15 protein-coding genes are annotated in these 18,860 nt (G+C 70.8%); 6 read left to right on the forward strand and 9 right to left on the reverse strand.

Translation table 11 applies throughout. From position 1 onward, the window contains the following. Window positions 1-61: 61 nt before the first annotated feature. Window positions 62-2,452 carry a putative bifunctional diguanylate cyclase/phosphodiesterase gene (locus tag BM430_RS00565; RefSeq protein ID WP_093564276.1) on the forward strand — a complete coding sequence of 797 codons (2,391 nt, stop codon included), beginning with the start codon at window positions 62-64 and terminating at the stop codon, window positions 2,450-2,452. Between the two features lie 312 nt (window positions 2,453-2,764). Here BM430_RS00565 and BM430_RS00570 read toward each other — a convergent pair whose 3' ends face one another. The 3 genes from BM430_RS00570 to flhA form a co-directional block, all read right to left on the reverse strand. Then, window positions 2,765-3,295: a gamma carbonic anhydrase family protein gene (locus tag BM430_RS00570; RefSeq protein ID WP_093564278.1), complete on the reverse strand. Its 531-nt coding sequence runs from the start codon at window positions 3,293-3,295 to the stop codon at window positions 2,765-2,767. Window positions 3,296-3,356: 61 nt separating this feature from the next. After that, window positions 3,357-4,508, reverse strand: a complete 1,152-nt coding sequence (locus BM430_RS00575; RefSeq protein ID WP_177302875.1) for a Gfo/Idh/MocA family protein — start codon at window positions 4,506-4,508, stop codon at window positions 3,357-3,359. 344 nt (window positions 4,509-4,852) lie between these two features. Beyond that, window positions 4,853-6,985 (reverse strand): flagellar biosynthesis protein FlhA, encoded by a 2,133-nt coding sequence (gene flhA / locus BM430_RS00580; protein WP_093564280.1) that lies wholly within the window; start codon window positions 6,983-6,985, stop codon window positions 4,853-4,855. A gap of 338 nt (window positions 6,986-7,323) precedes the next feature. On the opposite strand from flhA, the gene BM430_RS00585 reads away from it, so the two are divergent. From BM430_RS00585 to BM430_RS00600, 4 genes are all read left to right on the forward strand, one after another. Beyond that, window positions 7,324-7,716 (forward strand): hypothetical protein, encoded by a 393-nt coding sequence (locus BM430_RS00585; RefSeq protein WP_093564282.1) that lies wholly within the window; start codon window positions 7,324-7,326, stop codon window positions 7,714-7,716. A 49-nt stretch (window positions 7,717-7,765) separates the two neighbouring features. Beyond that, a complete protein-coding gene (locus BM430_RS00590) occupies window positions 7,766-8,587 on the forward strand; it encodes a hypothetical protein (protein WP_093564284.1) in 822 nt (273 codons plus the stop codon). 293 nt (window positions 8,588-8,880) lie between these two features. Beyond that, window positions 8,881-9,504, forward strand: a complete 624-nt coding sequence (locus BM430_RS00595; protein ID WP_177302876.1) for a LysE family transporter — start codon at window positions 8,881-8,883, stop codon at window positions 9,502-9,504. A 63-nt stretch (window positions 9,505-9,567) separates the two neighbouring features. After that, the gene (locus BM430_RS00600; protein WP_093564288.1) at window positions 9,568-10,683 is read left to right on the forward strand and encodes an NHL repeat-containing protein; all 1,116 of its coding nucleotides are present in this window, start codon (window positions 9,568-9,570) and stop codon (window positions 10,681-10,683) included. A gap of 6 nt (window positions 10,684-10,689) precedes the next feature. On the opposite strand, the gene BM430_RS00605 is transcribed toward BM430_RS00600, so the two are convergent. Next, the gene (locus BM430_RS00605) at window positions 10,690-11,739 is read right to left on the reverse strand and encodes an FUSC family protein (protein WP_244539239.1); all 1,050 of its coding nucleotides are present in this window, start codon (window positions 11,737-11,739) and stop codon (window positions 10,690-10,692) included. Between the two features lie 284 nt (window positions 11,740-12,023). Between BM430_RS00605 and BM430_RS00610 the strand changes: the two genes are divergently transcribed. Next, complete coding sequence (locus BM430_RS00610) at window positions 12,024-12,719, forward strand: transporter substrate-binding domain-containing protein (RefSeq protein WP_244539240.1); 696 nt, start codon at window positions 12,024-12,026, stop codon at window positions 12,717-12,719. A 200-nt stretch (window positions 12,720-12,919) separates the two neighbouring features. Here BM430_RS00610 and BM430_RS00615 read toward each other — a convergent pair whose 3' ends face one another. The 5 genes from BM430_RS00615 to BM430_RS00635 all read right to left on the reverse strand — a co-directional run bounded on the left by BM430_RS00615 (window position 12,920) and on the right by BM430_RS00635 (window position 18,852). Then, a complete protein-coding gene (locus BM430_RS00615) occupies window positions 12,920-14,800 on the reverse strand; it encodes a TRAP transporter large permease (protein WP_093564292.1) in 1,881 nt (626 codons plus the stop codon). A gap of 12 nt (window positions 14,801-14,812) precedes the next feature. After that, on the reverse strand, window positions 14,813-15,826 hold the full coding sequence (locus tag BM430_RS00620; protein ID WP_093564294.1) for a TRAP transporter substrate-binding protein: 1,014 nt from the start codon (window positions 15,824-15,826) through the stop codon (window positions 14,813-14,815). A 262-nt stretch (window positions 15,827-16,088) separates the two neighbouring features. Next, window positions 16,089-16,979, reverse strand: a complete 891-nt coding sequence (locus BM430_RS00625) for an NAD(P)-dependent oxidoreductase (RefSeq protein WP_093564296.1) — start codon at window positions 16,977-16,979, stop codon at window positions 16,089-16,091. Further along, window positions 16,970-18,001, reverse strand: coding sequence for a transketolase family protein (locus BM430_RS00630; RefSeq protein WP_093564298.1), 1,032 nt, complete (start codon window positions 17,999-18,001; stop codon window positions 16,970-16,972). The genes BM430_RS00625 and BM430_RS00630 overlap by 10 nt, the downstream gene beginning before the upstream one ends. Then, window positions 17,998-18,852 (reverse strand): transketolase, encoded by an 855-nt coding sequence (locus tag BM430_RS00635; RefSeq protein ID WP_093564300.1) that lies wholly within the window; start codon window positions 18,850-18,852, stop codon window positions 17,998-18,000. The genes BM430_RS00630 and BM430_RS00635 overlap by 4 nt, the downstream gene beginning before the upstream one ends. Between the last annotated feature and the right edge of the window lie 8 nt (window positions 18,853-18,860).

An 18,860-nucleotide genomic window follows, 5' to 3' on the forward strand; every position in this document is an offset into this window, starting at 1 on the left:
ACCGCTTCGCAACCGGCTTCCCGCCACGGTGCCGGAAGCCGAGGCTGGACCCGAACCTCTCATGCTGCAGACCGCCGAAACCCTGCTCGCCCTGCATGACGGGCGGCTCATCGGCCTGTCGCTGCTGATCGGCGTCCTGTCGGCGATCACCATGATCGACCTGTTCCAGCACGCCCGCGCCACCAGCGGCAGCAGCCGGGGGATCTGGATCTCGGCCGCCGGCATCGCCGGCGGGTTCGGGCTGTGGGCGAGCCAGTTCATCGCGCAGGCGTCGATCCGCCCCGCCGCCGAGCTTCTGCGCGGGAGCGAGACCCTGCTGCTCGGCCTCGTCCTCATGGTGCTGCTGGCCGGGGGCGGCCTGCGGGCCGCGGTCTCGGCGCCCCGGCGCATCGCCCGGGCGCTCGGCGGGGTCCTGATCGGCCTGGGGCTGGCGGCGGTCGCCGCCGCGGTCTCGGCGAGCCTGCCGGGGGCGGGCGGACCGGCCTGGGTCGCGGGCCTCGCCCTGTCCGCCGCCGCCGGGATGGCGCTGTCCGGCCTCGCGCTGTCATGCAGCCTGGAGGAGAATCCCGCGAGCCGCGCCGCCGGGGCCCTGGTCCTGTCCTGCGCCGCGCTGCTGCCGCACGTCGTCGGCCTCCTCGCGGCCGGCGGCGGGCTGCGCCCGGCCGTCCTCGACGGCGGGTACGCCGCCTCGCTCGGCTTCGCCAGCCTGACGCTGCTCGTCCTCGTCTTCCTCGGCCAGACCCTCGACGGCCGGGTGCGGCGCCGGCGCGAATCGCAGGACCTGATGAACAGCCTCGCCGACGCCGCGGTCGAGGGCATCGCGATCTGCGAGGCCGGGCGCATCATCACCGTCAATTCCAGCCTCGCCGCGCTGATCGGCCGGGCGCCGGCGGCTCTGATCGGCCGGCCGATCGGCGAGATCCTGCCCGCTGCGGTGATCGCGCGCCTCGATGCCGGCCCGGACGGCCAGGTGATCGAGGCCGAGCTCGTCGGCGCGAAGGGCGAGCCGCTGCCGGTCGACGTGATCCGCCGGCCGCTCGGCCACCGGCTCTGCCAGGCGATCGCCGTGCGCGACCTGCGGGCGCGGCGCCAGGCCGAGCGCGACATCCAGTTCCTGGCCCACCACGACACCCTGACCGGCCTGCCGAACCGCGCGACCTTCCGCGCCCGCCTCGACGAGGAGATCGCCCTGGCGCGGGACGGCGGCGGGCTGGTGGCGGTGCTCTGCCTCGACCTCGACCGGTTCAAGGACGTCAACGACCTCTACGGTCACGCCATGGGCGACGGGCTGCTCCAGGCCCTGGCGCGGTGGGTCGCGCCGGTGCTCGGGCCGCGGCAGCTGATGGCGCGCCTCGGCGGCGACGAGTTCGCGATCCTCCTGCCCGGCGTCGAGCGGGACGAGGCCGGCCGGATCGCCGAGGAGGTGCTGCGGGTGATCCGCGAGGGCAACCTGCGGGCGGGGAGCGGCCCGATCCTGGCGACCAGCATCGGCATCGCCCTCTGTCCGACCGACGCGGAGGACGGGCAGACCCTGCTCAACTACGCCGACGCCGCACTCTACTGCGCCAAGAACCACGGGCGGGGCGTGCACCGCTACTTCGAGCCGGTCCTCGCGGCGCAGATCCGCGACCGGCGCTCGATGGAGCACGACCTGCGCCATGCCGTCGAGCGCGGCGAGTTGCGGGTCGTCTACCAGCCGCAGATGGCGATCGACAGCGGCGTCGTGGTCGGATTCGAGGCGCTCCTGCGCTGGCACCATCCGGAGCGCGGCACCGTCCCGCCCGACCTGTTCATCCCGATCTCGGAGGAGACCGGCAGCATCCTCGGCATCGGCGAGTGGGTCCTGCGCGAGACCTGCCGCGAGGCCGCCTCGTGGACGAAGCCCCTGCGCATCGCCGTCAACGTCTCGGCGGTGCAGCTCCACGCCCCGGGCTTCTCGGAGCTGGTGCACGAGGTCCTGTTCACCACCGGGCTCGCGCCCGCCCGCCTCGAGCTCGAGATCACCGAGACCGCGCTCGTGCGCGACCCGGTCCGGGCGCTCACCGCGCTCCGGCGGGTCAAGGCGATGGGGGTGCGGATCGCGATGGACGATTTCGGCACCGGCTACTCGTCGCTGTCGAACCTGCGTGCCTTCCCGTTCGACAAGATCAAGATCGACCGGTCGTTCATCCGCGCCGTCGACGTCAACCGGGAGACCGCCGCGATCATGCGGGCGGTGCTGGGCTTGGGGAGAGGCCTGGGGCTGCCGGTCCTCGCCGAAGGGGTCGAGACCTCGGCCGAACTGGCCTTCCTCGGCGCCGAGAACTGTCACGAGGCGCAGGGCTACCTCCTCGGCCGCCCCGGCCCGATCGAGCAGTTCATCGAGCACACCTTCGAGGAGCACAGCTTGGCCAAGCATGACCGCACCGAGACAACCGGCGCGGCGCCCGGCGGCGAGACCGCGGCGGCGTAGACGGCTCTGCCGCCCGGTGGATGGTCGGGGCGACCTCATCCCGAAAGCCGGTTGCGTGGGCCGATCGAGTTTTGACCCTCCGCGTCGTCCCGGGGCCGCGAAAGCGGAACCCAGGATCCATAACCGCCGACGCTTCAGGAGGAGGCGGACAGGGTTCAGCCTGAGCCTGCACCGCCAGCGGTTATGGATCCCGGGTTCTCGCCTTTCGGCGAGCCCCGGGGTGACGAGGAGGGTGTCGGTTCGGTCCGCTGGCACAGAACCGAGTGCCCACGCCGCTGTCGCGTGCCGGACTGCACCGCGCGTCCATGCCGCTCAATCGACCCGCCGCAGCCCTTGCGCGAAGCGCTTGGCGTTGGCGACGTAGCGGTCGGCGGAGGCGCGCAAGCCCGCCACCGCCGTCTCGTCGAGCACCCGCACCGCCTTGGCGGGGGCGCCGACGATCAGGCTGTTGTCGGGGAATTCCTTGCCCTCAGTGACGAGCGCGTTGGCGCCGACGAGGCAGTTGCGGCCGATCTTCGCCCCGTTGAGGATCGTCGCGCCCATCCCGACCAGCGTGTCGTCGCCGATCGTGCAGCCATGCACGATGGCGCCGTGGCCGACCGTGATCCCCGAGCCGAGGGTGAGCGGGAAGCCCGCATCGGTGTGGAGGACCGCGCCCTCCTGGATGTTGGTGCGGTCGCCGACCGTGATCGGCTCGTTGTCGCCGCGGATCACCGCGCCGAACCACACCCCGACCTCGCGGCCGAGCCGCACGCGACCGATGACGTGGGCGTCGGGGGCGATCCAGGCGCTGCCGTCATCCGGCACGACCGGGCTGACGGTGTCGAGGGCGTAGAGCGGCATCGCGGGATCCTCCGGTGGTCGAGGCTTCCTTTCGCATGCCGGGCGGGCGCCGTCAGCCCGATCATCCCCTCATCCTCCCATCGCCCGATCCTCCCATCGCCCACGGCATCGGCGCCGCCGCGCCGGCCCGGGAGGCGATCACCTGGTGGCCGGTGCCGTCGCCGGCGCTCTGGATCGCCAGCGCCACCTCGGTGAGGTGCAGGGCGAGGTCGGCGTCGAGGCGGCTCGCGCGGCCCTCGGCCTTCGCCGCCAGCATCTCCTGCGGCCCGAGGGCGAAGTTCATCGCCGTCGCGCCCTTCCGCCCGACCTTGGCGTGGGTGGGCTGTCCGGCGCGCAGGCGGCGGGAGAGGGGGGAATCGATCAGGCGGCGGCGCACCACGTGCCGGCGCCGCACCCGCACGGCGGCGTCGTTCGACCAGCACTCGCCCACCTCCAGGATGCCCTCGTCGCCGAAGATCCGTAAGCTGTGGTCGTGCGGCGCCACCACCGAGCAGGTCAGGCGGGCGACCACCCCGCTCTCGAAGAACAGCGAGGCGCAGGCATAGGTGGGCGCCGCCGTACCCCCCTCTGCGAGGGTCAGGCCGAGCACCTCGGCGGAGGCCGCCGCGACCCGGGTCACCGAGCCGAACATCGCGATCAGCCAGGTCAGGTAGTAGCCGGCATGCTGGAGCGCGCAGCCCACCGCCAGTTCGTCCTGCACCGGCCAGGGCGCGCCGGATTCGCTGCGCCAGGTCTCGTGCGGCGCGCGGATCAGGAAGCCGTCGTCGATCTCGGCATAGACCAGCCGGGGCGTGCCGATGACGCGCTCGCGCAGGGCCTTCCAGAGGATCTGGGCGCTCTCGCCCAGCGCGCTGCACGGTGCCGAGGCGAGCATCACGCCCCGCTCGGTCGCGACCCGGTGCAGGTGGCGGGCGTCGTCGAGCCGGGTGGCGAGGGGCTTCTCCGAGTAGACCGGCAGCCCGGCCTCCAGGCAGGCCAGGCTGACGGCGTAGTGCGAGCCCGGATTGGTCAGGTTGAGGATCAGGTCCGGCCGCCGGCCGATCAGGTCGTCGAGGCTCGTGGCGGCCGGGACGCGCCAGTACTTGCGGAAGGCGTGCAGCCGGTCGAGGTCGATGTCCCAGGCCCCGGCCACCGTCACCTCCGGCAGCGTCGCCAGGGAGCGCATGTAGTAATCGGCCACGAATCCCGTGCCGACGATGCCGATGCTCGCCACCTGATATGCTCCCCGATCCCATGTTGCGCCGCGAAGGCTAGACCAGGGTGCGGCAAATCGAACGAGCGCAAAGGGCCGAGGACCGGCCCGCACTCCAGGGGAGGATTAAGTCGCCTCCTACCGCTTTCGGAGCAACGGCAACGGGCCACCCGGATGGCATCGAACAGCCAGGGAGTATCTAATCTGACGAGTGACGGGGTCCGGGCCTCGCGCGGCAAGTGGAGGCGGTGTCGTCCCGGCTCGGGTCTGCGCGATGTAGTTTGAAATCGTTCAAGATGTGATGACGATGCGACAGCTGTGCCTCGAAGATCCGCCGGATGCAACGGGGCGTCGGGGACGATGCCCTACACCGACCCGACGGTCTTCAGCCGGGCCCGCGGGTGGATCTCGGCCTGGCTCATCACCGGGGTCTCGCGCCGGAAGCGCTCGATGATCGAGCGGACGAAGGGCCGGGCCTGGACCGAGGTGACGAGGACCGGCATCTCGCCCAACCGCGCCGCCTCCTCGAAGCGGTCGCGCACCGTGGTGACGAAGTCGGACAGCTTCGAGGGCTGCATCGCCAGGTGGCGCTCGTCGCCGTGGCCGACGATCGCCTCCATGAACGCGCTCTCCCAGGCCGGCGACAGGGTGATGATCGGCAGGACGCCGCCCGGGCCCTGGTACTGGGCGCAGATCTGGCGGCCGAGGCGGGCGCGGACATGCTCGACGATGTCGCGCGGGTTCTTGATGTGGCCGGCGACCTCGGCGATGCCCTCGACGATGGTGCCGAGGTCGCGGATCGAGACCCGCTCGGCGAGCAGGTATTGCAGCACCCGCTGGATGCCCGTGGTGGCGATCTGGCCCGGCACCACCTCCTTGAGGAGCTCGCCGTGCTCCTTCGGCAGTTCCTTCAGGAGCTTGTGCACCTCGACGTGGTTGAGGAGGTCGGCGACGTGGGCCTTGATCACTTCCGTCAGGTGGGTCGAGACCACGGTCGCGGCGTCGACCACGGTGTAGCCCTTGAGCTGGGCCTCGTCGCGTAAGGCGCTGTCGATCCAGGTCGCCGGCAGGCCGAAGGTCGGCTCCATCAGGTGCTGGCCCGGCAGCTGGACCTGTCCGCCCATCGGGTCCATCGCCATGAACTGGCCCGGGAAGACCTGGCCCTGGCCGGCCTCGATCTCCTTGACCCGCACCACGTAGGTGTTGGCGTCGAGCTGGACGTTGTCGAGGATGCGCACCGACGGCATCACGAAGCCGAGCTCGGCGGCGAGCTGCCGGCGCAGGGCCCGGATCTGGTCGGTGAGCCGGTCCTGGCCCTCCGGCCCGTTGACGAGGGCGAGCAGCGCGTAGCCCATCTCGAGCTTCAGGTCGTCGAGCTTGAGGAGGTCGGCCGCGGTCTCCTCCTTGGCCGGCGCCCCGGGCCCGGAAACGGCGCCGTCGGCGCCGGGTGCGCCGCCTGGCCCCTCGTCCTCGGCGGGCTTCGGCAGGAGCGCGATGCGGCGGGCGAGGTAGGCGGCGCCGAGGCCCAGCGTCAGGAAGGGCAGCATCGGGATGCCGGGCAGGAAGCCGATCAGCAGCATCACGCCGGCCGACATGCCGAGCGCCTTCGGGTAATTGGCGATCTGGCGCCCGAGCGCCCGGCCGGCGGCGCCGCGCACGCCGGCCTTGGAGACGAGGAGGCCCGCGGCCGTCGAGACGATCAGCGCCGGGACCTGGCTGACGAGGCCGTCGCCGACGGTGAGCAGGGTGTAGGTCTTGCCGGCGTCCGAGAAGGTCATGCCCTGCTGGGCGACCCCGATGATGATGCCGCCGACCACGTTGATGAAGGTGATGAGGAGCGCCGCGATCGCGTCGCCGCGCACGAATTTCGAGGCGCCGTCCATGGCGCCGAAGAACGAGGATTCGTCCTCCAGCGACTGGCGCCGGGTCCGGGCGGTCTTCTCGTCGATCAGACCGGCCGAGAGGTCGGCGTCGATCGCCATCTGCTTGCCCGGCATCGCGTCGAGGGAGAAGCGCGCCGCGACTTCCGCGATGCGCCCCGAGCCCTTGGTGATGACGACGAAGTTCACGATGATCAGGATCGCGAAGACGATGATCCCGATCAGGAAGTTGCCGCCCATCACGAAGTGCCCGAAGGCCTCGATGACGTGGCCGGCCGCCGCCGTGCCCTCGTGGCCGTGACCGAGGATCAGCCGCGTCGAGGCGAGGTTGAGCGCCAGCCGCAGCATCGTGGTGATGAGCAGCACCGTCGGGAAGACCGTGAATTCGAGCGGGTTCTCGATGAACAGCCCGGTCATCAGGATCAGGACCGACAGGATGATCGAGACCGCGAGCAGGAGGTCGAGCAGCAGGGCCGGCAGCGGGAAGATCAGCACCACCAGGATGGCGAGCACCGAGACCGCGAGCACGAGGTCGCTGCGGCGCGTCAGCGCCACCAGGTCCGCCCGCGTCGGCAGGGCGAAGATGCGGCCCGCGCCGATTGCCCCGGTCTCGCTCATCGAAGATCCACCTTCCCGTCGACCGGGCAATTTCTGCCGGGTGCATGGTTAGGGAACCGTTAACGCCGCTGCCGGCGCGAGCCTCGGCCGCGAGAGCGCTTTGAAGCGCCGCACAATAAGCAAATGTTCATTTTCGAACGAAAACAATCGTCGCGTGCAGTTTTTTGTGCGGCGCGGCACGGATGGAAAACAAAGCTCCCTTCGTCAACGCTCAAGCTCGTCGCGAGCGTCCGCTCAATGCAGGAAATCGTATTTGGTTCACCATTACTTTTGCGGAACCAAGCCGCCCTGCAACGATTGAGAGGGCATCGATCAATCAGACAAGGTTCGAGGAGACCATGCGCAAGACCCTCATCACCCTCGCGGCCCTTGGCATGCTCGGCGCCGGCGCGGCGCAGGCCCAGACCACGGTCACGGGCGATCCGGCCCGCGACGCCAAGCCCAGCACCCACTCGCAGGGCCAGGAAGCGGTGACCCGGCCCAACACCGACATGATGGACAAGAGCAACCCGGGCACGACCGGCACGGTCGCCACGAACGCCAAGCTCGAGCCCGGCGCCAACAGCTTCACCGAGGCCCAGGCCCGCAGCCGCATGGAGCAGGCCGGCTTCAAGGACGTGAAAGATCTCAAGAAGGACGACCAGGGCATCTGGCGCGGCCAGGCCATGCAGTCCGGCAACACCGTGATGGTCGGCCTCGACTTCAAGGGCAACGTCTCGACCGCCCGGTAACTCGATACAGGCCCCGTATCCCCACGCTCCAGATTTGAGGAGGACGCCCATGGCGACCCGTACCATCTCGGCCCTGTTCGACAGCTACGACGACGCCTCGGCGGCGGTGCGCAAGGTGGAGGCGGCCGGCGTGCCGCATTCCGACATCAGCATCGTGGCCAACAACCAGGGCGACCGCTATTCGAGCCACATCGGAACGCGTGACGCCACCACCACGACCGGCACGACGACGACCGGCGAGACCGCGCACGACGCCTCGAACGGCGCCGGAGCCGGCGCCTCGCTCGGCACCGTGCTCGGCGGCGGCGCCGGCCTGCTCACCGGCCTCGGCCTGCTCGCCATCCCGGGCGTCGGCCCGGTGGTCGCCGCCGGCTGGCTCGTCGCGACGGTCACCGGTGCCGGCGTCGGCGCCGCGGCGGGCGGCCTGATCGGCTCGCTGACCGGCGCGGGTCTCAGCGAGGAGCACGCCCACACTTACGCCGAAGGCGTGCGCCGCGGCGGCACCCTCGTCACCGTCCGGGCGGACGATGCCCACGCGGACCGGGTCGCCGGCATCCTCAAGGAGCACGGCTCGGTCGACATGGACGACCGCACCCGCGGCTGGCGTCAGGAGGGCTGGAGCGGCCGTCACGACGAGACCGCTCCCTCGCTGACCAACCCGGCGGCGGTCGCCGGCGGCTCGTCGGCGGTGGGTGCTGCCGGCAGCACCACCACCGGCCTCAACACCGGCGGCATGCCCTTCGCGGCCGGCGCTGCGCCGACCACCCAGTCGGTCGATGCCGGCCTGCCCGGCACCACCCGCGAGCGCCATGTCGGGATCGAGGACGAGCTGCCCCCGGTCCGTCAGCCGATGGGTACCGAGCGGCGCTAATACGGCGGCGCTCAGCGCATCGAGTCGGTGTGAACAGGCGGCGGCAGGGGAGACCCTGCCGCCGCTTCCTTTTGTGCGTCGGACGGCCCGAGGCCACCATCTCGGGAATGGGATTGTCCCTCGCCTGTCCGGCCGGCGAGTCGCGCGCCTCTCGACTGATGGAAATCTTGAGGTCGACTTCATCGAACCGTGCGCCAGCGCACGCCGCCTCCTTCAATCGGAGGACGCGCGGCGCCGGGTTTTGGCATCTTTATGGCACCCGAGCGGCGCCGCGTGCGCCGGGGGGATGCCGGATGTTCGACGCCGATGCGTGGCCCGCCCTGCTGGGGCCGCTCTTCACCGCCTATGCTCCCGTCCTCGCCTCGCCCGGACCCAACCTGCTGGTGGTGCTGCGGGCGAGCGTCGCGGCGCCCGGGCGCGGACCGGTCGTCGCCGCCCTGGGCGTCGCCTGCGGGGCCGGCCTGGCGGCGGCCTTCGCCGGGCTCGGCGCCTCGCTGCTGCCGGCGGGGCGCCTCGTCGCCGGGATCGGGACGGCGTTGTTCGTGCTCCTGATGCTGCGCGCCGCCTACCGGCTGGCGAGCGGGCGGGCCGGCCTGCCGGACGATCCGACCCGCCTCGCGCCGGGGCGCGACGTCGGTACCTTCGCCCTCGGGCTCGGGGCGGCGATGACCAACCCGGTCAGCCTCGCCTTCTTCGCCGGCTTCTTCCTGGCCCATCCCGACCGGGCGGCGGTGCCGCTGGCGGGGGCCGCGGTGTTCTGCATGGCGGCGACGTGGTTCGGCCTCCTCGGCATCCTGCTCGGGCGGCCGTCCTGCCGGGCGCGCCTCACCCGCGCCGGGCGCCTCGCCCGCCTCGTCCTGGCGGCGCTCCTCGTCGTCTGCGCGGCGCTGGCGGTCCGGCGCGCGCTCCAGGGGTGAGCGCTAGCGCGTCGGGGCGGTCCTCCCGTACAGTGTCGGCAAGAACGATACCGGGAGGAAACCATGCGCTGGATCGCCGTCCTCGTCGCCCTCGCCTGCGCGGTGCCCTGCGCGGCGCCCGTCCGGGCCGAGGAGCCACTGCAGTTCCGGGTCGATCCGGCCTGGCCGAAGCCGCTGCCGAACAACTGGATCATGGGCCAAGCCGCGGGCGTCGCGGTGGATGCCGAGGACCACGTCTGGGTGATCCAGCGCCCGCGCACCCTGACCGATGACGAGAAGGCTGCGAGCCTGAACCCGCCGCGCACCCGCTGCTGCGTTCCGGCTCCGCCGGTCCTGGTCTTCGATCAGGAGGGCAATCTCGTCAGGTCCTGGGGTGGCCCCGGCCAGGGCTACGACTGGCCGCAGAACGAGCACGGCATCCACATCGACCACAAGGGCTTCGTCCGGCTCGCCGGCAACGGCGAGCAGGACGGGCAGATCCTGAAATTCACCCGGGACGGCACTTTCGTGATGCAGATCGGCAAGTCCGGCCCGCAGACGAACAGCCGCGACACCACGCGGCTGGGCAAGCCGGCCAACATGCAGGTCGATCCGGAGACGAACGAGCTCTACGTCGCCGACGGCTACTTCAATCACCGGGTGATCGTGTTCGACGCCGAGACCGGGGCGTTCAAGCGGATGTGGGGCGCCTACGGCGAGCCGCCCACCGACGAGGCGCAAGGGGCCTACGACCCTGCGGCGCCGTTGCCCCGGCAGTTCCGCAACCCGGTCCACTGCATCCAGGTCGCCCGCGACGGCCTCGTCTACGTGTGCGACCGCACCAACGACCGGGTCCAGGTCTTCCGCCGCGACGGCACCTTCGTGAAGGAATTCCGAGTCGAGCCGCAGACCCGGGCCAACGGCTCGGTCTGGGAGCTCGCCCTGTGGCCGGACGAGGCGCAGACCTACCTGATGAACGCCGACGGCGCCAACAACGAGGTCCGCACCCTGCGGCGGGAGGACGGCGCGGTGCTCGGCCGCTTCGGGCGCAACGGCCGGATGGCCGGCGACTTCCACTGGGTGCACAACCTCGCCGTCGATTCCCGCGGCAACGTGTTCACCACCGAGGTCGACACCGGCAAGCGGGCCCAGAAATTCCTGTTCCAGGGCAACATGGTGCTGCGCAAGCGCACGCCGTGAGGGCGCTCACGCCTCGCCGTTCGTCTCCGGCCCGGAGAAGTCGGCCGCCCGCTCGGTGAGGTCGTCGAGGTTGCGCCGCAGCTGTTCCAGGCTGAAGGCGAGCCAGAAGATGCGCCCGACCCCGTCGGTGGACAGGGTCCGGGTCACCTGGCGCCGGCGCATCCCGTCGATGGCCTCGCGGTAGCCGGCGATCGCCGCCGCCAGCGCCGCGTCATCGCCGGCGGGGCGGCGCCCGGCGCTCAGCGCCTCGGCGAGGGCGCACAGGCGCGCGGCCGCCGCCCGGGCGGCCTCGCCCCAGGCCTCGGCGAGATGCACCCGCAGCACCTCCGCATCGGCCTCCGAGATGGCGCGGCGCAGGAGAACGAGGTCGTGGCGCAGGCGCATCAGGGTGCGCAGCAGCGGGTCCGGGTCGGGGGCGGCCGAGAGCCGGCTGCGGCGCTCGCGGGCGGCCTCGCCCGCCAGGGTCTCGAGGCGCGCCAGGCTCCGGCGTACCGCCGGCGGCAGGGCCTTCGCCTCAGGCGTCTCCTCCGCGTCGAGGCGTGCCAGCGCGTCGAGCTGGTCGGCGAGCAGGCGCGCGAGGCGGGCGGCCTGACCCGTGACGGCGCGCGCGGCCCGGGCCGGCGCGACGAGGAGCGAGACGGCGAGCCCGACGACGCAGCCGAGCCCGATCTCCAGGATCCGGTCGAGGGCGAAGGCGAGGGGGCCGAGCGTCGAGCCGGTGGTGGAGAGCAGCACGATGATCGCGGTGATCGGCGCGATCCGGAATCCCGCCGAGACCGTCGCCGCGAAGGTGAGGGGGGCGACGGCCACGAACAGGGCCGCGAAGGTCGAGGCGCCGCCGTGATGCGGGATCGCGAAGGCGACCGCCCCGCCGTAGCAGGCGCCCAGCACCGAGCCGAGAAACCGGTCGAGCGCCGCCTTGAGCGAGCCGCCGACGCTGCTCTGCGTCACGATGAGCGCGGTGATGACCGCCCAGTAGCCCTGCGGCAGCCCGCAGGCCTCGGCCAGCACGAAGGTCGCGAGGCTCGCCACCGTCATCCGCAGCCCTTGCGTCACGCGCGGCCGCTGGCGGTCGAACCAGCGGCGCAGGCGATCGGAGCGGCGGTCGGGAAGTTAGTCCATGGCCGGGTCAGAGCGGCTGCCGGGACCCGAGTCAACTCTCACGGATGTGGTTGACGTGGGATCGTGCCGTCATCCGGGCTTTACCGCACCCCTGCACACTCCCTACGACTGACAGGGTTAACGGCAAAGCAGGGGTCAGGGCGGTGACGATGCGCGAGATCGTGGGTGTTGTGGGCTTACTGGCCGTCTTGGCGGCTGTTCCGGCGGAGGCGCGGTCGTTGTCGGCGATCAAGCAGGACGGCAGCTTGCGGGTCGGACTGACCGGCGACTACGCGCCCTATTCCCTGCGCCAGCCCGACGGCAGCATCAAGGGCGCCGACGTCGTCATGGCGGGGGAACTCGCCCGGGCGCTCGGCGTCAAGCTCGAGATCGTGCCGACGACCTGGAAGACCCTGAAGGACGACCTGCTCGCCGACCGCTACGACGTCGCCATGGGGGGGGTCAGCGTGACCCCCGACCGGGCGGCGGTCGCCGATTTCTCGGTGCCGGTGCTCACCGACGGCAAGCGCCCGATCGTGCGCTGCGCCGACGCGAACCGCTTCGTCACGATCAAGGACATCGACAAGCCGGAGGTCCGGGTCGTGGTCAATCCCGGCGGCACCAACCAGCGCTTCGCTGACGCGAACTTCCCGCACGCCTCGGTGCGGGTGTTCCCGGACAACCGCGCGATCTTCAAGGAGGTGGCCGAGGGCCGGGCCGACCTGATGGTGACCGACGGCGCCGAGGTCGATTACCAGTCGCGGCGCAATCCCGGCGTGCTCTGCCCGGCCGCCGTGCCGGGCACCTTCGACAAGGCCGACAAGGCCTACTGGATGACCCGCGACCCGGCGCTCAAGGCGGCGGTCGACGAGTGGCTGACAAAGACGCTGAAGAGCGGGGCCTACGCCAAGGCGCTGGCGAAGGCGGCGGAGTAGGGGCGAGTCCTTCTCCACACGAGCATCGAGAAACTCCGCGTCATCCCGGGGCTCGTCGAAGACGAGAACCCGGGATCCATATCCGCCGGCGGTGACGAACGAGGCGGAATGCGATCCGGCTCATTCTGGAACGCCGGCGTTTATGGATCCCGGGTTCCGCTTCGCGGCCCCGGGATGACGTGGAGTGTGTTAGCCCCGGCTCAGCCCAGGAACCCGATCGAGATCCATGGCACCAGGATCACCACTACGAGGCCGACCAGCAGCGCCGTCATGTAGCCGACGATCGGCTTGATGCCCGCATCAGGATGGATCCGGCTGATCGCGCAGGCCGCGTAGTAGCCCACACCGAAGGGCGGCGCGAACAGGCCGACGCCCATCGCCAGGATCACCACCATCGCGTAGTGCACCTCGTGCACGCCGACCTGCCGGGCGATCGGGAACAACAGCGGTCCGAACAGCACGATCGCCGGGATGCCCTCAAGCACCGAGCCGAGGATCACGAAGGCCACCGCCGAGACGACCAGGAAGCCGAGCGCGCCGCCGGGCAGGCTCTTCATCATCACGGCGAGGCTCTGCGAGAAGCCCGACTGCGTCAGCGCCCAGGCCATACCCGTCGCCGCCCCGATGATCAGCAGGATCGCCCCAGACAGCGACGCCGTCGAGACCAGCATCGGGTAGACCCGGCGCCAGTCGAACTGCCGGTAGATCAGCAGGCCGGCGAGGATCGCGTAGACGATGCCGATCGTCGAGACTTCCGTGGCGGTCGCCACGCCCTCGACCACCGCGGCGCGGATGACGAAGGGAAGCGCGATCGCCGGGAAGGCGATGACCAGCGCCTTGCCGACCTCGCCCTTGGTGGCGCGCTTCACGTGGCTCAGGTCCTCGCCGCGGTAGCGCCACCAGACCAGCATGCACAAAGTGATGCCGAGCACGACGCCGGGCATCAGGCCGCCGGTGAAGAGCGCGGTGATCGACACGCCGGTGACCGAACCGATCGTGATCAGCACCAGCGAGGGCGGGATGGTCTCGGTCTGCGCGCCGGTGGCGGCGAGCAGCGCCACGAGATCGCCCTCCTTGGCGCCGCGCTTCTTCATCTCGGGGAACAGTACCGGGGCCACCGCCGCCATGTCGGCGGCCTTGGAGCCGGAGATCCCTGAGACGAGGTACATCGCGCCGACCAGCACGTAGTGCAGGCCGCCGCGCACGTGGCCGAGCATGCTGGCGAGGAAGCCCACCATGGCTTTGGCCATGCCGGTCATCTCGATGAGCAGGCCGAGGAAGACGAAGAGCGGCACGGCGAGCAGGATGAGGTGGCTCATCCCCTCGTCCATGCGCCCGACCACCACCATGGCGGGGGCCCGGGTGGTGAGCATCAGGTAGCCGAAGGTGGCGAGCCCGAACGCGAAGGCGATCGGCACGCCGGTGAAGACGAGGGCGCCGACCCCCAGCACGAAGAAGATCAGCAGGTTCCAGTTGCCTAAGCTGCGCAGCAGCGGCTCGGCCAGCATCAGGGCGACGATGACGAGGCCGGTGACCGCCACCGCACCGACCGCGTGGCGCCAGTCGGCGCACTCGATCAGCCGGAGGGCGGCGACGACCAGCATCAGGGCGAAGCCGACCGGGAGCGCGGCCGCGCGCCAGGCATTGGTGATCTCGAGCGCCGGCGTCTGGACGAAGACCTCTTCCGCCGCGAACTCGTAGGCCGGATGCAGGAGCATCAGCACGAAGGCGAGGCCGGCGGCGAGCGCCACCGCCTCCAGAAAGGCCTGGGTCTTGATGGACGCCATGCTGACGAGGGCGGTCATCCGCATGTGCTCGGCGCGGCGATAGGCGACGACCGAGCCGAGCATGGCGAGCCAGAGGAACAGGATCGAGGCGAGCTCGTCCGACCACACGATGGGCGAGTGGAAGACGTAGCGGCTGACGACGCCGGCGAGCAGCACCACCACCTCGGCCACCACCAGCAGGGCGGCCGGGATCTCGATCAGGGGCCCGAGCGCGTTGTCGAGCGTGCGCGCCCAGGCGCGCTTGGCCGACGCCGCCGGCAAGGCAGGCGTCTCCGTCGCGATGTCGACATGCATCGTGTGCCTCCCTCAGGCCAGCTTGCCGGAGACGGCCTCGAGGTGCTCCCAGGCGGCGTCGCCGTACTTGTTCTTCCAGTCCTTGTAGAATGTCGTGCGGCCGAGCGCATCGCGAAATTTCTGGCGATCGACCTCGACAAAGGCGATTCCCTTGGACCCGAGGTCCTGGCGCAGCGAGGCGCTGAGCTTCACGATGTCGACGCGCTGGTCGTCGGCCGAGCGGTCGAGCTCGCGGGATACGATGGCGCGCAGGTCCTCGGGCAGGCGCTGCCAGGCCTTCTTGTTGCCGAGGATCCAGTAGCCGTCCCAGACGTGGCCGGTCAGGCTGCAGCTCTTCTGCACCTCGTAGAGCCGGGTCGTCGCCGTGATGGCGAGCGGGTTCTCCTGGCCCTCGAAGATCTTGGTCTGCAGCGCGGAGTACAGCTCGTTGAAGTTGAGCGGCGCGGCGCCGGCATCGAGCGACTTGAACAGCGACGTCAGCATCGGCGACGGCGGGACGCGGATCTTGAAGCCCTTCAGGTCCTCCGGCGTCTTGATCTCGCGGGTGGACGAGGTGATGTGGCGGAACCCGTTGTCCCACACCTTCGAGACGGTCTGGATCGGCGTCTTGGCGATCTGCTCGCGGACGTAATTGCCCAAGCCCCCATCCATCGCCTTCCAGACGTCGTCGTACTCCTTGAACGCGAAGCCGGTGTTCGGCAGCGCCGCGGCGGCGACGAAGGTCGAGAGGATCGAGGTCGAGAGGTTGAAGAACTCGACGCTGCCGTTGCGCACCTGCGACAGCAGGTCGGTGTCGGAGCCGAGCTGGTTGGCCGGGAAGAGCTTGATGTCGAGCCGGCCGTTCGAGGCCTCGCGGATGCGGGTGAGCGCTTCCTGGGCCCGGATGTTGACCGGGTGGGTCGGGTCCTGACCGGTGGCGAGCTTGTACTCGAACTCGGCGGCGCGCACGGGGCGGGTGAACACCGTGGCGAGGGGGAAGGCGGCGGCGCCGGCCAGCAGTGTGCGACGGGAGAGGGCGTGGCTCATGGGGGTTTCCTCGGAAGGGGGGAGGGCCGGTGAGCCGGCCTCTGGGGCAAATATTCAGGCTGTCCGCGGCATCGCCGCAGGTTCAGAGAAGGGCGCGGGATCCCCTCTCCCGTGTGGGAGAGGGGTAGGGGTGAGGGTGCTACGGTCCTGAGTCAGGCTCTGACCGGCCCGCTGCCAGCACGACGCTCAGCGCTTTACACTGAACCGCGTCACCCTCACCCCCGGCCCCTCTCCCACACGGGAGAGGGGGGATGTGTTGGACTTACTTTCCGTTCAGCGCGCGGTACGAGCCGATGACCTGGCTGTCGTCCTCCGCGCCCGCCCCACGGCCCGAGGCCGCGAGGAAGAGCTGGTGGGCGAGCGCCGCGAGGGGCAAAGCCGCCTTCTCGCTACGCCCGGCTTCGAGCACGATGCCGAGATCCTTGACGAAGATGTCGACGGCGCTGGTGACCCGCGGGGTCTCCTCCAGCATCCGCGGACCGCGGTCGCGCAGCATCCAGCTCGACGCCGAGGAGCCGGAGACGATCTCCAGCGCCGTCGCGCCGTCGATCCCGACCTTCGCCGCCAGCGACAGGGCCTCCGCCGCCGCGGCCAAGTTCACCCCGCAGAGGAGCTGGTTGACCGCCTTCATGGTGGCGCCCTGGCCGGGCTCGGGCCCGACATGGAACACCTTGTCGCCCATCGCCTCCAGCAGAGGGCGAACCTCCGCGATCACGGCGGCGGGGGCCGCCGCCATGATGGTGAGGGTCCCGGCCTCGGCGCCGACGACCCCGCCGGAGACGGGAGCGTCGACGAAGGCCCGGCCGGTGGCGGTCACCCGCTTGGCGAGCGCCGCAACAGAAGCCGGCGGGCAGGTCGCCATCAGGACGACCGTGGCGTCCGCGGCCAGACGCTCCAGGGCGCCCGCGCCGAACAGGATGCTCTCCGCCTGATCGGCGTTGACCACCATCAGCACCAGGGCTCCGGCGCCCTCCGACACCGCCGCGATCGTGTCGGCGGGGGTGCCGCCGGCCTTCGCGAAGACGCTGCGCCCCTCCTCCCGCACGTCGAAGCCGCGCACGGGAAAGCCGTGCCGCACGAGGTTGCGGGCCATCGGCAGGCCCATCGAGCCCAAGCCGACGAAGGCGACGGGGTTATCGGCGCTCACAGCCATTCGCGGATGTTCCTCACCATGGCGCCCGTCGAGATCCCGTAGCGGTCGTGCAGGGTCGGCAGGGCGCCGGCATCGAGGAACTCGTCCGGCAGGCCGACCTGACGGAAGGCCTTCGGGATCGTGCCGGACCGCATGAGCAGCCCCGCCACCGCCTCGCCGAGGCCCCCGACCACGGTGTGGTTTTCCGCCACCACCACCAGGCGCCCGCCCTTGCCGGCCTCGCGCAGGATCGTCTCGGTGTCGAGCGGCTTGATCGTCGGCACATGCAGCACCGAGACGTCGACCTTGTCCTCGCGGAGCGCGTCCGCCGCCTCGAGGGCCCGCATGGTCATCAGGCCGGTCGAGATGATCAGGACGTCGTTGCCGTCCCGGATGGTCTTCGCTTTCCCAAGTTCAAATTTGTATCCGTACTCGTCGAGTACCAGGGGCACGTTGCCGCGCAGGAGCCGCATGTAGACCGGCCCCTTGTGATCGGCGATGGCCGGCACGGCCTGCGCGATCTCGTGCGCGTCGCAGGGGTCGAGGATCGTCATGTTGGGCAGGCCGCGGAAGATCGCGATGTCCTCCGTCGCCTGGTGGCTCGGGCCGTAGCCGGTGGTGAGGCCGGGCAGCGCGCAGACGATCTTGACGTCGAGGTTCTCCTCCGCGATCGCCATGCAGATGAAGTCGTAGGCGCGGCGCGCCGCGAAGACCGCGTAGGTGGTGGCGAAGGGCTGGAAGCCCTCGCGGGCCATGCCGGCGGCGGCGCTGATCAGGAGCTGCTCGGCCATGCCCATCTGGTAGAAGCGCTCGGGGTGCTTCTGGGCGAAGATGTGCAGGTCGGTGTACTTGCCGAGATCGGCGGTCAGCCCGACGATCTCGGGCCGCTCCTCGGCGAGCTTCGCCAGCGCGTGGCCGAAGGGCGCCGGCGCGGTGCGCTGGTCGGGACCGGCGAGCGAGGCGATCATCGCCGAGGTGGTCAGGCGCTCACCCGTATTGGCTTCCGTGAGCCAGGCCGGGCGCGTGTACTTCGAGCGTTTCATGCGGGCCTCCCGGCATCCAGGATTTTTATCGCGTCCTGCCATTCCTGCGGCTCCACCCGCAGGAAGTGGTTGCGCTCGCGCGCCTCCAGGAAGGGGATGCCCTTCGCCATCTTGGTGTCGCAGATGATGATGCGGGGCTTCGGCTCCGGACACGCCTTGGCCGCGTCGAAGGCCCGGACCAGGGCGTCGATGTCGTTGCCGTCGACCCGCTGGACGTGCCAGCCGAAGGCCTCGAAGCGCGACGCCGCCGGCTCGAAGCCGGTGACCTGCGAGGCCGGGCCGTCGGCCTGCTGGTTGTTGACGTCGACGATCGCGATCAGGTTGTCGAGCTTCCAGTGGCTCGCCGACCAGGCGCCCTCCCAGATCGAGCCCTCGCCGAGCTCGCCGTCGGAGATCAGGCAGTAGACGAACGCGTCCGACTTCTTGCGCTTGAGCCCCAAGCAGAAGCCGACCGCGAGCGCGAGGCCCTGGCCGAGCGAGCCGCCGGTGATCTCCATGCCGGGGGTGTAGGCGGCCATGCCGGACATCGGCAGCCGGCTGTCGTCGGCCCCGTAGCTGGTCAGCTCGTCCTGCGGGAGGATGCCGGCCTCGAGGAGCGCGGCGTAGAGCGCAATGGCGTAGTGGCCGATCGAGAGCAGGAAGCGGTCGCGCCCCTCCCATTCCGGCTCCTCGGGCCGGTAGCGCATGGCGTGGAAGTACGACACCGCCAGCACGTCGGCGATGCCGAGGGCCTGGGCGATGTAGCCCTGGCCCTGGACCTCGCCCATCAGCAGGGCGTTGCGGCGGATCCGGTAGGCCCGCTCGGCGAGCGAGGGGCTGTTCTGCCGGGGGGGTGATTCGGTGGTCGGCATGATCGGCT

Source organism: Methylobacterium sp. 174MFSha1.1 (genome assembly GCF_900116815.1).
Classification (GTDB): domain Bacteria; phylum Pseudomonadota; class Alphaproteobacteria; order Rhizobiales; family Beijerinckiaceae; genus Methylobacterium.